The organism is Candidatus Accumulibacter similis (assembly GCA_013347225.1).
In the GTDB taxonomy this organism is placed as follows: Bacteria; Pseudomonadota; Gammaproteobacteria; order Burkholderiales; family Rhodocyclaceae; genus Accumulibacter; species Accumulibacter similis.
The window spans coordinates 129,552-142,897 of sequence record CP054595.1 but is presented as its reverse complement, the minus strand read 5'-3'; the positions used below and the strand labels follow the sequence as shown (position 1 = coordinate 142,897).

The 13,346-nt window shown below is 64.7% G+C and carries 13 protein-coding genes; 2 read left to right on the top strand and 11 right to left on the bottom strand.

Annotated elements, in window-relative coordinates:
- Window positions 1-12: 12 nt before the first annotated feature.
- A complete protein-coding gene (gene queC / locus HT579_00675) occupies window positions 13-711 on the bottom strand; it encodes a 7-cyano-7-deazaguanine synthase QueC (GenBank protein ID QKS27607.1) in 699 nt (232 codons plus the stop codon).
- A 384-nt stretch (window positions 712-1,095) separates the two neighbouring features.
- Here queC and HT579_00670 point away from each other — a divergent pair, with 384 nt between their 5' ends.
- Complete coding sequence (locus tag HT579_00670; protein QKS27606.1) at window positions 1,096-2,889, top strand: gamma-glutamyltransferase family protein; 1,794 nt, start codon at window positions 1,096-1,098, stop codon at window positions 2,887-2,889.
- Window positions 2,890-2,947: 58 nt separating this feature from the next.
- Window positions 2,948-4,198, top strand: a complete 1,251-nt coding sequence (locus HT579_00665) for a DUF1615 domain-containing protein (protein ID QKS27605.1) — start codon at window positions 2,948-2,950, stop codon at window positions 4,196-4,198.
- A 166-nt stretch (window positions 4,199-4,364) separates the two neighbouring features.
- On the opposite strand, the gene HT579_00660 is transcribed toward HT579_00665, so the two are convergent.
- The 10 genes from HT579_00660 to HT579_00615 all read right to left on the bottom strand — a co-directional run bounded on the left by HT579_00660 (window position 4,365) and on the right by HT579_00615 (window position 13,317).
- On the bottom strand, window positions 4,365-5,111 hold the full coding sequence (locus HT579_00660; GenBank protein QKS27604.1) for an ATP-binding protein: 747 nt from the start codon (window positions 5,109-5,111) through the stop codon (window positions 4,365-4,367).
- Entirely contained in the window at window positions 5,098-6,600 is a 1,503-nt protein-coding gene (locus tag HT579_00655; GenBank protein ID QKS27603.1) for an IS21 family transposase, read from the bottom strand. Before HT579_00655 ends, HT579_00660 begins: the two co-directional genes overlap by 14 nt.
- Window positions 6,597-6,965 (bottom strand): hypothetical protein, encoded by a 369-nt coding sequence (locus HT579_00650; protein QKS27602.1) that lies wholly within the window; start codon window positions 6,963-6,965, stop codon window positions 6,597-6,599. Before HT579_00650 ends, HT579_00655 begins: the two co-directional genes overlap by 4 nt.
- A gap of 743 nt (window positions 6,966-7,708) precedes the next feature.
- A complete protein-coding gene (locus tag HT579_00645) occupies window positions 7,709-8,917 on the bottom strand; it encodes a hypothetical protein (GenBank protein ID QKS27601.1) in 1,209 nt (402 codons plus the stop codon).
- Window positions 8,918-8,961: 44 nt separating this feature from the next.
- Entirely contained in the window at window positions 8,962-9,687 is a 726-nt protein-coding gene (locus HT579_00640) for a hypothetical protein (GenBank protein ID QKS27600.1), read from the bottom strand.
- Entirely contained in the window at window positions 9,687-10,235 is a 549-nt protein-coding gene (locus tag HT579_00635; protein ID QKS27599.1) for a hypothetical protein, read from the bottom strand. Before HT579_00635 ends, HT579_00640 begins: the two co-directional genes overlap by 1 nt.
- Window positions 10,232-10,510, bottom strand: a complete 279-nt coding sequence (locus HT579_00630) for a DnaJ domain-containing protein (GenBank protein ID QKS27598.1) — start codon at window positions 10,508-10,510, stop codon at window positions 10,232-10,234. Before HT579_00630 ends, HT579_00635 begins: the two co-directional genes overlap by 4 nt.
- A 152-nt stretch (window positions 10,511-10,662) precedes the next feature.
- Complete coding sequence (gene metF, locus HT579_00625) at window positions 10,663-11,517, bottom strand: methylenetetrahydrofolate reductase [NAD(P)H] (protein QKS27597.1); 855 nt, start codon at window positions 11,515-11,517, stop codon at window positions 10,663-10,665.
- Window positions 11,518-11,524: 7 nt separating this feature from the next.
- Window positions 11,525-11,878: a phage holin family protein gene (locus tag HT579_00620; protein ID QKS27596.1), complete on the bottom strand. Its 354-nt coding sequence runs from the start codon at window positions 11,876-11,878 to the stop codon at window positions 11,525-11,527.
- A gap of 26 nt (window positions 11,879-11,904) precedes the next feature.
- Window positions 11,905-13,317, bottom strand: coding sequence for an adenosylhomocysteinase (locus tag HT579_00615; GenBank protein QKS27595.1), 1,413 nt, complete (start codon window positions 13,315-13,317; stop codon window positions 11,905-11,907).
- Window positions 13,318-13,346 lie beyond the last annotated feature (29 nt).

Here is a 13,346-nt window from a genome sequence, read left to right as displayed (position 1 = left end):
TTCCGGCATCGGTCAGGGGGTGTAAGGCGTCGGATCGACGACGCCGGCGGCGGCAAAGCCGGCGCGCCGCAGACGGCACGAGTCGCACACGCCGCAGGCGCGTCCGGCCGCATCGGCCTGATAGCAGGAGACGGTCAGGCTGTAGTCGAGCCCGAGATCGAGGCCGCGGCGGATGATCTGTGCCTTGCTGAGATCGATCAGCGGCGCATGAATGCGCAGCGGCGACCCCTCCACCGTGGCTTTGGTCGCCAGGTTCGCCAGGCGTTCGAAAGCTGCGATGAACTCCGGCCGGCAGTCGGGATAGCCCGAGTAGTCCACCGCGTTGACGCCGATGAAGACATCCTGGCTTCGCAGAACCTCGGCCCAGGCAAGCGCCAGCGACAGCATGACGGTATTGCGGGCGGGTACGTAGGTGGCCGGGACACCCGGACGCAGACCATTCACCGGCAGTGCCACGGTCTCGTCGGTCAGCGCGGAACCGCCGAAGTCTTCGAGGTGCAGGCGGAGTACGCGATGCTCGCTGGCGGCCAGCGCCTCGGCAACGGCTGCCGCTGCGCGCAACTCGCTGCGGTGACGCTGCCCATAGTCGACCGACAGACAGTGGCACGCAAAGCCGCTGGCACGGGCGATCGCCAGCGTCGTCGCCGAATCCAGCCCTCCCGAAAGGAGAACGACGCAGCGTTGGCTTGCCTCTGACAGCGGTCTGCTCATGGAGTGAGAATATACCGCGTTCTCGCGGTAGTGGGTGTTCGGGCGTCAACAGCGCTTCGTTGGCTGGCTGGCACCGTGGCACGCGCTGCAGTCGCCGCCTGCAGCGTGGCCTGCGCGATTCTCGTCCCTGCGGCGTCGGCACGTTCTGACAAGTCGGTGTGAAACCGGTGTCGCCAGGAGGGCCGTCGCTGCGCGGCAAGGCTTGACGGGGCTGGCGTTCGATGAGACAAAGCGATGATCAGCCGCGGTTCTGCAGTGGCGCCGTGGGACGAGACGCCGCCCGGAGATGAGGGCGGCCCGCAGCCTTCTGCCGACGCATGCGTCTGGGTCGCTGGCATGGGCTGCTGCCGGGGGTTCCTGCCAATCAACGAACAGGGTATCGCAATGAGGCTTTCCTACCTGTTTTTCGCAGCGCTTGCACTCCTTGGTGGCTGCAGCAATGGGGCGGGCACGCGTTCACCAGACACCAGTGCGGAGATTCATCAACCGGAAGGCGTTGCCGGGCACAGTCGGCAGGTGGGCTGGTATGGCGAGCGTTTCGCGGTGGCGACCGCAAATCCTCTCGCGAGCGAAGCGGGGGCAGCGATGCTGCGAGCCGGCGGTTCGGCGATCGATGCCGCGATCGCCGCGCAGATGGTCCTTGGTCTCGTCGAACCGCAGTCGAGCGGTATTGGTGGCGGCGCCTTCCTGCTGCACCACGATGGTCGACGGACGGTCGCCTTCGATGGCCGCGAGACGGCACCGGCTGCTGCCACTGAGGACATCTTCCTCGGCGCCGATGGCAAGCCGATGAGCTTTCACCAGGCAGGCATCGGAGGCCGGGCGGTCGGTGTTCCCGGAACCGTGCGAATGCTCGAAATGGCGCACGCGGAGTACGGTCGACTGCCTTGGGCAAGCCTCTTCGAGCCCGCCATCCGGCTCGCCGAGGTCGGTTTTCCGGTCGGTCAGCGGCTGCATGCATTGCTCAAGGCGGATCCCTACCTGCGCCTGGACCGCCAGGCGGCAGCCTATTTCTACGATCGCGCGGGGCAGCCGGTTGCGGTCGGCAGCATCCTGCGGAATCCTGAACTCGCCGCAGTGATGCGCCGCATCGCCAGCGAGGGAGCGCGCGCCCTGCACCAGGGAGAGATCGCGCAGGCGATCGTGAACAAGGTCCGCGACCACCCGGACAACCCCGGCAAGCTGAGCCTGGGCGACCTCGAGGGATATCAACCACAGCGGCGACTGCCCTATTGCAGCGGCTACGTCCCGCCGCAGCAGACGGTGCCGCGCCGGTATCGAATCTGCGGTTTTCCGCCACCCGGTTCGGGAGCGATCGCGATTGCGCAGATTCTCGGCATCCTCGGCAGCACTGCCGCTGCGTCGCTGCCTCTTGGTGACCCGCAGTGGCTGCATCACTACAGCGAGGCTTCGCGTCTCGCCTTTGCCGATCGCGCGCGCTACATTGCCGACCCGGCCTTTGTTGCTGCGCCTGCCGGCAGTTGGTACTCGCTGATCGCGCCCGACTACCTTGCCGCCCGTGCGCGAGTGATCAAGGCCGACCGCAGCATGAGGGTGGCAGCACCGGGTGTCCCGGAAGCGCTGACGACGACACAGTCTTCGATGCCGGAACAGGTCGAGTACGGGACTTCGCATCTCAGTATCGTCGATGGCCTTGGCAACGCGCTGGCAATGACCAGCACCATCGAGGACGCCTTTGGCGCTCGCCAGATGGTGCGCGGCTTCCTCCTCAACAACCAGCTCAGCGATTTTTCGTTCCTGCCACGGGACGATCGCGGGTTGCCGATCGCCAATCGCGTCGAGCCAGGAAAGCGGCCGCGATCGTCGATGAGCCCGACGCTCGTTTTCGACGAAGGGACGGGTGAACTGGTGCTCAGCGGCGGTTCGCCTGGCGGTGCGCTGATCATCCACTACACGGCAAAATTGCTGCAGGCGACGCTGAACTGGCAACTGACACCGCAGGAGGCGATCGATCTGCCCAACTTCGGCTCGCTCAACGGGCCGACTCTGCTCGAGGAAGGGCGTTTCCCGCCCGCCTTCGTCGAGGCACTCAGATCGCTGGGCCACGAAGTCAGGGAGATCGGCATGAGCAGCGGACTGCAGGCGATCGGCAGGGGTGGCGGCGGTCTCAGCGGCGGTGCGGATCCTCGGCGAGAGGGGTGGGTGGTGGGTGAATGACGGGCTGAGCAGACGCGCTGCGGCCGTTGGAACTGGTTCGTCGGGGCACCTGCCGGGCATGCCGGGTTCGCTGTCGCCCCTGCTCCTGGTGGCCCTTGTCGTGGTCGTCACGGGTTGTGCCAGCGACGGCGGCTACGAATCGCGACCATCGCCGCCGATGCCCACTGGCCAGCACACGGCGGCAGCCGCGGCACCGCCGCGCGAGGCGCAACGGCCCGCACCAGCTGCCGCCAGCGCCGGGGTGGCTGCACCGTCCGGTTCGTCGCCGCTGTCTCCTGCCGCCACTGAGCGCGCGGCGCGCGCTCTCGTCAGTCGTTTGCTGCCGGCCAACGTCACGGACCGCAGCGGTTGGGCAAGTGACATCACGATGGCGTTCGTTGCCCTGCGCATTGCCGCAACCCCGGAAAGGCTTTGCGCGGCGATCGCGGTCATCGGGCAGGAATCGGGCTTCCAGTCGGACCCGCCGGTGCCTGGCTTGTCAAGGATTGTCTGGCAACAGATGGAACAACGGCGAGAGAAGTATGGCATTCCGGCAGCAGTGCTCGATCTGGTGCTGCTGAAGCCGTCGCCGGATGGGCGCAACTACCGGGCACGCATCGACGCCCTGCGCACCGAGGCGCAGGTGAACGCGCTGTACGAAGACATGAGCTCGGAACTGCCTGGCGGCAAGACGCTGCTGGCCGGCTTCAATCCTGTCCGCACCGGTGGTCCGATGCAGGTCAGCGTCACCTTCGCCGAGGAGCATGTTCGCGAGAAAGCGTATCCTTACCCGATCCGTGACAGCGTGCGCAGCGAGGTGTTCACCCGCCGCGGTGGCGTCTATTTCGGAATCGCGTCGCTGCTTGACCATCGGGTCAGCTACAGCCAGATGATCCATCGCTTTGCCGATTTCAACGCGGGTCGATACAGCAGCCGCAATGCCGCATTTCAGGATGCTCTGGCGCGGGTTTCCGGACAGCCACTGTCGCTCGATGGCGATCTGCTTCGCTATCGGGCAGACGGACTGCCAGCGGGCGAAGCCAGCGAAACCCAGCGTGCCACGCTGTCGCTACGCTCGCGCCTGGACCTCGGTGAGGGCGAGATCCTGCGCGACCTCAGGCTGGAGAAGTCCTTCGCCTTCGAGCACTCGCCGCTCTACCTGCGGCTCTACGCGCTCGCCGATGCATCGACAGGCGAGCGGCGGCTGCGCGAGATGATCCCGCGCATCGCGCTGAAAAGCCCGAAGATCAAGCGTCCCCTGACGACCGAGTGGTTTGCGCGCCGCGTCTACGGCCGTTACCGCGAGTGTCTCGAGAGGGGAGAGTCGTGAGCTGTCGGCGCCGGAGTCAAAGCGGTGTCCACAAGCCGACATAAATCTGGTGCGAGGGAGGCAGGAGCGGTCGTCTGGAAGGTTGGTCAGAGCGCGCAAAGAGAGGGCTGCCCGGCCCGTGGGCAGAGGCGGTCGGTGCAGGGTTTGGGCGAGGACGGGTTCTGAGTCAGGCGTCGTGCTGCTCGCGCATCCGGTAGGACGTTCCTTCGATGACCAGTGTCTCGGCATGATGCAGCAGGCGGTCGAGCAAGGCGGCCGTGAGGGTGCTGTCGTTGTTGAAGATCTCCGGCCACTGTTTGTAGGCTTTATTCGACGTGATGATGGTCGAACCGCGCTCATAGCGCTGACTGATCACCTGGAAGAGGGCATCGGCGCCAAACTTGTCAATTGGCAGATAGCCCAATTCGTCGACGCAGAGGATGGCGGGTTTGAGCAGTCTGGCCATCTCGCGTTTGACCCCGCCGGTGGCCTGGGCGGCGGCCAGCGCATTGACAATGTCGACGGCGGTGGTGAACAGCGTCGTCAGGCCCTGCAGGCAGGCAGCATGCGCGAGAGCGATGGCCAGATGGGTCTTGCCGACGCCGACCGCGCCGAGGAGGATCACGTTGCCATGGGACGGCACGAAGTCGAGGCGGAACAGATGCTGGATTTGCGCCCGATTGATCTTCTTCGGCCATGACCAGTCGAAACCGTCGAGCGTCTTGATGCCGGGCAAGCGCGCGGCCTTGATGCGGCGGGCAATCAGTGCCTCGTCGCGGCGAGCGACCTCGCCGGCCACCAGGTCTTCGAGAAAGCGGCCATGAGACCACGACTCGCGAGCCGCCTGAGCCATCAAGTCCGGCGCGTGCTGAACGAAGTACGGCAACTGCAAACGACCCAGATGCTTCGCGAGAATGGCCTCAGTCATGGCCATGATGACCTCCTGCCTCGTCTTGCGGATCGCTTCCTGTGGGGATGTCTGGATAAGCCGACAAGTCTGCCGGTGGCAGTTCAAGCTCCAGGAGATCCTGCCGGCGGATGAGCAGCAGCGGGCTCGCTTCGGGCAATTGGCGACGACGTGCGTCAATCAGATGGGCGATGTATTCGCTGCTGAACGCCTCGAAGGCCAGGGCATCGGTCATCGCCCGCACGACCGCATCGTCGCCGTGGATCTCGGCCAGCGCCACGATCTTGCGCACATGCGCCAACGCATTCCCGCGGCGGTCGAGCAAGCCGGCGTGATACTTCCCGGCCAGTGGCGTCAGACCGAGAAAGCGCTTCAGTACCAGCGCATCGCGGGCATGACGACGTTGAGCGATCAAGGCCTTCGCATGATCGGGATCCTCGATGTCCTGATGGCGCTCGAACGAACGGCCATGGCGGGCGACCAGTTCGCCGTCGTGATAGACACAGACGCGATCCGGATAGACCTTCATCGTCACCGGTCGTCCCGCCAGGCGGGCGGGAACCGAATAGCGATTGCTCTCGAGCGTGACCCGGAACTGTCGGTTGGCACGAACGCTCAGGACGCGGCCGACATCGAAGAGCCGGGGATTGACCGGCTGCAGAAGAGCGCGTTCCTCGACCCAGAGGTCTTCCGGCCGGCGTTGCGTTTCGCGATGCTGGCGGACGTTGGCCACCGTCTCCAGCCACAGCCTGACGGCCGGATTGAGCACGCTGAAGTCGGGCAGTTCCAGGCCGGCCAGGAAATTGCTTTTGACATAGGCGACGCTCCTTTCCGCGCGTCCCTTCTCATTGCCTTTTCGGGGCGCACAGGCGACGATTTCGAAGCCGTAATGGCGGGCGAAGTCGAGATAGCGGGGATTGAACTGCACCGGCTCGCCACGCACATGGCGCAGAACCGCAGTGCGCAGATTATCGACCATGACCTTGCGCGGCACCCCCAGGGCAGCAAAGGCCTTGATGTGTGCCGCCAGAAAGTGTTCCATCGTTTGCGAGAGCGCAAACTCGACGTACATCTTCCGGCTCCAGGCCAGCACCATGACGAAGAAGGACAGGCGGCGGCGGGTGTTGCCGACGGCGATCGTGCCGTATTCTCCCCAGTCGACCTGGGCGGCTTCCCCAGGCGCGAAGGCCAGGGTCAGGAAGGCCTCGCGTCGGGGCGGGCGGATCTTGTGGACGTAGTCCTTGACGATGCTGATGCCGCCCTCGTAGCCAGCATCCCGCAGGCGTTGAAACACCTGCTGGGCGGTGAGCCGGTGCGCATCGAGCCAGCCGACGATGCGCCCCTTGTAGGGGTCGAGCTTGCTGGTCCGCGGGACGCGCGCCCGCGGAGCATACGGGCGGTCGATCCAGTGGCGGACGGTCTTGACGTCCAGGTTCAGGCTGGCGGCGAGCTGTGGGGCCGTCAGATGACTGGCCACCCCCTGGCGAATGGCACACCACGTGGCATAGTCGATCATGGCCGGCTCTCCAGAACAGCGCGCAGCCGCGCCAGACGCGTGCTGACCGGCACACACTCGGGCACGCTCAGGACCTGGTACAACGGTGCGTCGTAGGCGATCAGGTCGAGGGCGATCAAGTCCCGGCGAGCGCGGGCCAGCCGACCGGCATCGATCTGCAGCCGACGGCAGAGGCTGGCCTCGCTGTAGTAGGAAAGACCGCAGGCGTCGGCGACGGTGACGAGAAACAGGTACAGCGCCCAGGCGCAGACGTCAGCCTTCTCGATGTAGTGTTCCCGCACCAGCCGATGATCGAGCCAGCTGAAGTGCGCGGGCACCTGGCGCTGGCGTTGCGGATTCAATGGCCGCTTCGTCGGACTGTTCATGTGTGCCTCCTCGGATGTCCTGTCCCAGTTGTAGCAGCCGGGTCAGTGCCGAGGCGATGTCATCTTGTAACGTGCTCCCCCAGATATGAGAAATTAAGCCAATCAGAACAGCCGGTTGGGCGTTCAAGAAATCTTGTGGCGGGGGCGCCGGGTCGGCCTCGGCAGCGTTACAAGATGTCTTCACCAGCAGTTCGGCCTCTGCTGGCAGCGGTGCGGAGGCGTCGGGCTCGAACGGCAAGGTGGCCTGTCTCGCGGCCTCGGCAGCCGGCGCACGCGTGCCCCGGCTGTATCCCGGGTGATCCTGCCTCCAGGCACGGACCCGCGCCACCGCTTCCGGTCCACGGTGATAGTCGGGGTTCTTGGCGAGCCATCCGGCTTGGCTGGCCCGTTTGCTCGCCGCCCTGCATGCCGCCGCCCCGCAATAACGCTGGTGCCGCGCGTTACGCCTGTCCGCTACGAAGGCCCGACCGCAATTCACGCAGGGGTCCTGCTTCTCTCTGCCCATCTCGCGTCGCCTCCTGCCTCATCACAGGACGGGCTACTACACGATCTGGAAAGAAAACCAAAGAAGAACCAAGCAGCGAAGAAACACCAGCTCGATATCAATCCCTCGAAGAACATCCACCCCAAGAACATCCAACTTCACGCCGGCTCACGGCGACCACTTTCAGGTTGGCCGCGACAGTGAGCGGCTGTCCGGAAATCCTCACCAGCCGGCGGCCGCGGCCGCAGCTGCCATCGGTTCATGCGAGGTTGCAGTTTTCGCGGAGGAAATCGAGGGCATCGGCGAGCGTCGTGTCGGCGGCGTCAAGCAGAGCCGTCTGCGCTTCGGGAAAGAAGTCCTTCCACAGCGTCTCGAGATCGTCCTGCATGGCGTATGGCGCCAGCGCACGAATCAAGCCCAGCACCGGCAGTCGCTTGAAGCCATCGCGGCGCGCCTTGCGGATCAGCGCGCGCGCTGTCGTCTTGCTGAGGACGGTTTGCGCCGGCATGTCGGTGGCGATGCAGACGAAGACCGTCAGCAGCGAACTGTCGTCGGTCTTCCCGGCGGTGATCCGCTGCCAGTCCGCGCAGGCTGCCGCCTCGAACAGTCCAGCGTCCTCGGGGCCGAAATCGCGCAGATGGTAGAGCGGTTCCAGTTCCTGCAACAGTTGCGCAAGCGGTCGCGAGTGGTCGGCAATTCGCGGCAGATCCTCACTCTCGATCCTCTGCAATTCGTGCTGGACGACCGGCAGATAGCTCTCGGGCAACTCCTGCAGAAGGCTCGCGAGTAGCCTGCGCCCCTTGCCGGAAAGCCCCTGCTTCCGGAACGCTTCGAGCATCTGCAGGAGACTGCTGGCGGTGGGGATTGCCAGCGGCCCTCTGCCGCTCAGATGCACGAGCACGGCGCTGCGAACGACGCTCTCGGCAGCGACTGTCGACAGGTCAGCGGCGGCCACGCCGAGTCGCTCGGCCAACCAAAGCGCCACCGTGATCGACAATTGATGGCCTTGCCGTTTGGCCAGGGCCTGACGATAGTCTGGCAGGCTGCGCAGTGACCACTCGGCGATGAACTCTTTCTGCGGTTGCTTGACGAGGATGCCGTACGAGCTGTCCTCAGGCATTGCCCACAGCTTCTTCAGCATGTCGGAACCACCACGCGAATGCGAAAGAAAGCTGTTGTCGCGCAGCGAGCGGGCAGCCAGGTCGAGGTCACCGCCGCTGTTCTCCTCGAGGAACAGGCTCACGAGGTTGACGATGCGCGTCCTCGCTTCCTCGATGTTCGGACGCAGGTAACTGGTGCCGAAGAAGTCTGCGATCTGCACCAGACCCTTCGCTCCGTCGTTTACGATGCTGGCCAGCCGGTGCCGATCGATGACACCGCTGCGCACTCCATGCACCAGCGCTCGCTCGAAGAAGGGGCGCTGGTCGAAAAGCGTCAGCTGCTGGCGGTCTGACACCGGCTCCGACATCGCCTGTCCGTCGCCTCTTGCCGCGCTTGTGAGCGAGTGCGTGATCAGAGAGCCGACTCTTCGTCGGCATCGCCGAAGGCCGGCCGGGCCGCCGGCGGCGCCGTGGCAGCGACTGCCTGCTGGTGCTCCTCGGCACGCGCCCGGGCGCGGAGGATCAGCAGCACCTCACGGAAGATCTCGGGCTGCTGGTAGCGGAGCGTCCACGCCAGTTCCATCCAGTCGTGATCGCTGACCTCACTGTGACTGAGGAAGGGTGCGCCGATGTTCTCGTCGGAAAGCGCGTCGAGCCGCTCGTCGTCAGTCAGGTCGTCGAGGGAGTCGTCGCCGTCGGCAAAGAAGTCGAAGACGCCACTGCGAAAGAAATGCTCGAGGTTCTCCGCTCGTTCGTGCAGGTAATCGGCCAGCACCTCGCTGCCACCCTCCACTTCGGCGATGGCGGCGAGGAACTCGCCCGCGTCAGCGCCGGCGCGAAAGATGACCGAGTTGATCATGCCGTGCAGGCGTTCATGGCCGATGTCGCCGTAGCGACGTTCGAGAACGATTGCGCGGGCGAACTGCTCGGGCGACACCAGCAGGTTCACCACCGATTCGCGTGCGGCGTCGAAATCACGCAGCACCGCCAGCAGGTCCTTGGCCGGAAAATCGTCAAGCGCCAGCACGAGCGCCTGATCACCTTCCGTCTCGACCAGCGAGACGAGCGCGGCTTCCGCGCCGACGATGTCGCCAACGCGGACCAGTTTCTCCGCTCTGGCCAGTACCGGGTGAGTCATCAGTTGTCTCCCGAGAAGCGATCCTTGCGGTCGAAGCCCTGCTCGGACAACCAGTCGGCACCAGCTTCTTCCAGGTCGATGTCGAGATCGGCGTCGTCTTCGTCATCGCCCTCGCGGTCGCCGGGCGGCTGCTGCCGCGCACCTTCGGTGGACGAACCGGTACTCGCCCTGCGCAGGAACTCGAGGCAGGCGGTGACGACGAGGAAGCGTGCGCCATTGGCATCCTTGAGAACCACCCGGGCCAGATCGGCTGCCCAGGGCTCCAGCGACACCGCAGACAGCAGGGTCTGCCAGGCAGGCAAGTCTTCGGGCTCCCGAGTGGCGAGGTCACTCATCATGGCTGGGTTGGCGAAACTGAAGCCGCCGTGAAAGGCCACGGCGACCATTTCCGGGTTGCACTCGATCATCGGCAGCAGTTGCCGGACTTGGCTGCGCTTTGCCTGCAGGCGGCTGGCCAGGATGTCGTGGCCGGCCGAATCGGTCATCAGGTCATCAAGCTCGGCGTCGTAGGCCGACTTCAGTTCCTCGAAATATCGCGATATTTTCATTGCAGGACTCCTTCGATGTAGTTCTGCCAGATCTCCAGCGCCGTCTCCAGAGGCTTGTCGAGCAGATTGCGGCGCCGGTTCTCATCATAGGCGAACCTGTGACCCGGATCAGCGAGGACATCATAGGCTTCCTGGATTTCGCGAAACTTCTCGCTCGCCTCGGGCGCCGCATTTCGGTCAGGGTGGAACTGCAGCGCCTTGCGGCGATAGGCCGTCCTGACCGCTTCACTCGTGGCGTCGCTGGCAAGACCCAGTATGGCGTAGTAGTCCTTCATTCCTCCCTCGTGCCGTCGGGGCGTCTGCAATTCAGCCTACTGCGCGGTCAGCCCGCCGCATTGCCTCCTTGTTCTTCGTCGCCGATCCACCGCCCCGTTGCCCGCTTGCTCCTCGCATCGTGGGTTTCCGGTGACGATTGCATCACAACCCCTCAGGCCTCCCCTGCCGGGGCCAACCGGAGGCGCTGCCAGAGCGTCCTCGTCAGGTCGACCTGGTTGAGCGTGTAGAAGTGCAGGCCGGGTGCGCCAGCGGCAAGCAGTCTCTCACACAACCGCGTCACCACGTCGAGGCCGAAGGCATGAATCGACGCCCTGTCGTCGCCGTAGCTCTCGAGGCGCTTGCGTATCCAGCGCGGTATCTCGGCGCCACAATTGTCCGAAAAACGTGCCAGGCTGCTGAAGCTGGAAATGGGCATGATGCCGGGAACAACTGGTACATTGATGCCGATTGCCCCGCACTCGTCGATGAAATGCGAGTAGGCATCGAAGTTGTAGAAGTACTGCGTGATCGCCGAGTCGGCTCCGGCATCGATCTTGCGCTTGAATGCCAGCAAGTCGTCGACCGGGCTCTTCGCCTGCGGGTGGTACTCCGGGTAGGCCGCCACCTCGATGTGGAACCACGATCCCGTCTCCGAGCGAATGAACTCGACGAGTTCGTTGGCGTAACGAAAGCTTCCGGGTCTGGCCATGCCCGACGGCAAGTCGCCGCGCAGGGCCACAAGGTGGCGGATGCCGTGCACCCGATACTGCTCGAGGATGCTGCGGATGCTGGCGCGGGTCGAGCCGATGCACGACAGGTGCGGTGCCGCCTGATGGCCCTCGTGCTGGATCTCGAGCACGGTTTCGAGGGTGCGGTCGCGTGTCGAACCACCCGCACCAAAGGTCACGGAGAAAAACCGCGGTTTGAGGAGCGCCATCTGGGCCCGTGCAGCACGCAGCTTTTCGGCGCCCTCACGCGTCTGCGGCGGGAACAGTTCAAGGCTGAAGGTGGGGACGGTCTTGGTCATCAGCAGGCTAGTTCGTGCCCTTGTGGGCGTGCAGGAGGGAGGAAAGGATCGACGAGAAGATGCTGTAGAGGATGGCACCGAAAAACGCCGGCCAGAAACCGCCGACGACGAAGCCTTCGAGCATCGACCCGGCAAGCCAGAACATCAGGCCGTTGAGGACGAAGAGAAAGAGTCCGAGCGTCAGCAGCGTGGCCGGCAACGTCAGGAGGATCAACAGGGGCCGCAGGACGGTGTTCACCAGGCCGAGCACCAAGGCTGCGAGCAGCGCCGAACCGAACGACGCCGCCTCGATCGATGGCACCAGGTAGGCGACGGCGAGCAGCGCGCAGGCGTTGAGCAGCCAGATCAGGAGCACTCGCATGGCGGCGCCCCGGTTGTCCTGCCGTCTCAGTAGCGGTAGTGGTCCGACTTGTATGGTCCCTCCTTGGCGACGCCGATGTAGCGCGCCTGCTCGTCGGTGAGTTCGCTGAGTTGCGCATTGAGCTTCTTGAGCTGCAGGCGGGCGACCTTTTCGTCGAGGTGCTTGGGCAGCGTGTAGACGCCGATCGGGTACTCGGCATTGCGCGTGAACAGCTCGATCTGGGCGATCGTCTGGTTGGCGAACGACGAACTCATGACGTAGGAAGGATGACCGGTGCCGCAGCCGAGGTTGACCAGACGACCCTTGGCCAGCAGGATGATGCGTTTGCCATCGGGAAAGATCACGTGGTCCACCTGTGGCTTGATCTCTTCCCAGGCGTACCCCTCGATCGAGGCAACGTCGATTTCGTTGTCGAAGTGTCCGATGTTGCAGACGATCGCCTGATCCTTCATCTTCTGCATGTGCTCATGGGTGATCACGTGATAGTTGCCGGTACAGGTGACGAAGATGTCCGCCTTGTCGGCCGCGTAGTCCATCGTCACCACGCGGTAACCCTCCATGGCCGCCTGCAGGGCGCAGATCGGGTCGATCTCGGTGACCCAGACCTGCGCCGAAAGCGCGCGCATGGCCTGTGCCGATCCCTTCCCGACGTCGCCGTAACCGGCGATCAGGGCAACCTTGCCAGCGATCATCACATCGGTGGCGCGCTTGATCCCGTCAACCAGCGATTCGCGGCAGCCGTACAGGTTGTCGAACTTCGACTTCGTGACCGAGTCGTTCACGTTGATCGCCGGAAAGCGCAGTTCGCCCTTGGCGTGCATCTGGTAGAGGCGGTGGACGCCGGTTGTCGTCTCTTCGGTGACGCCCTTGACCGCCGCCAGCCGACGCGAGTACCAGCCCGGGTCGCTCGCCAGTCTTGCCCGGATCGCCGCGAAGAGAATGGTTTCCTCCTCCGATGCCGGCTTCTCCAGAACGGCAGCATCGCTTTCGGCCCGCGCACCCAGATGGAGCAGCAAGGTGGCGTCTCCGCCGTCGTCTAGGATCATGTTGCTGTAGCCGCCGTCGGGCCATTCGAAGATGCGGTGCGTGTATTCCCAGTAATCCGCGAGCGACTCTCCCTTGACCGCGAAGACCGCGATGCCGTCAGCGGCGATGGCTGCCGCAGCGTGATCCTGGGTCGAAAAGATGTTGCACGACGCCCAGCGCACCTCGGCACCGAGCGCGGTCAGCGTTTCGATCAGTACCGCGGTCTGGATGGTCATGTGCAGCGAGCCGGTGATGCGGGCGCCCTTGAGGGGCTGCCGCGCAGCGAATTCCTCGCGAATCGCCATCAGGCCCGGCATTTCGGTCTCGGCGATGCGGATTTCCTTGCGGCCCCAGCCGGCGAGGCTGAGGTCAGCAATCACATGGTCCTGGTGGTGCGTAGCGGCGTCCGACACAGTAAGGCTCCTTGATAACTGTGACCGGG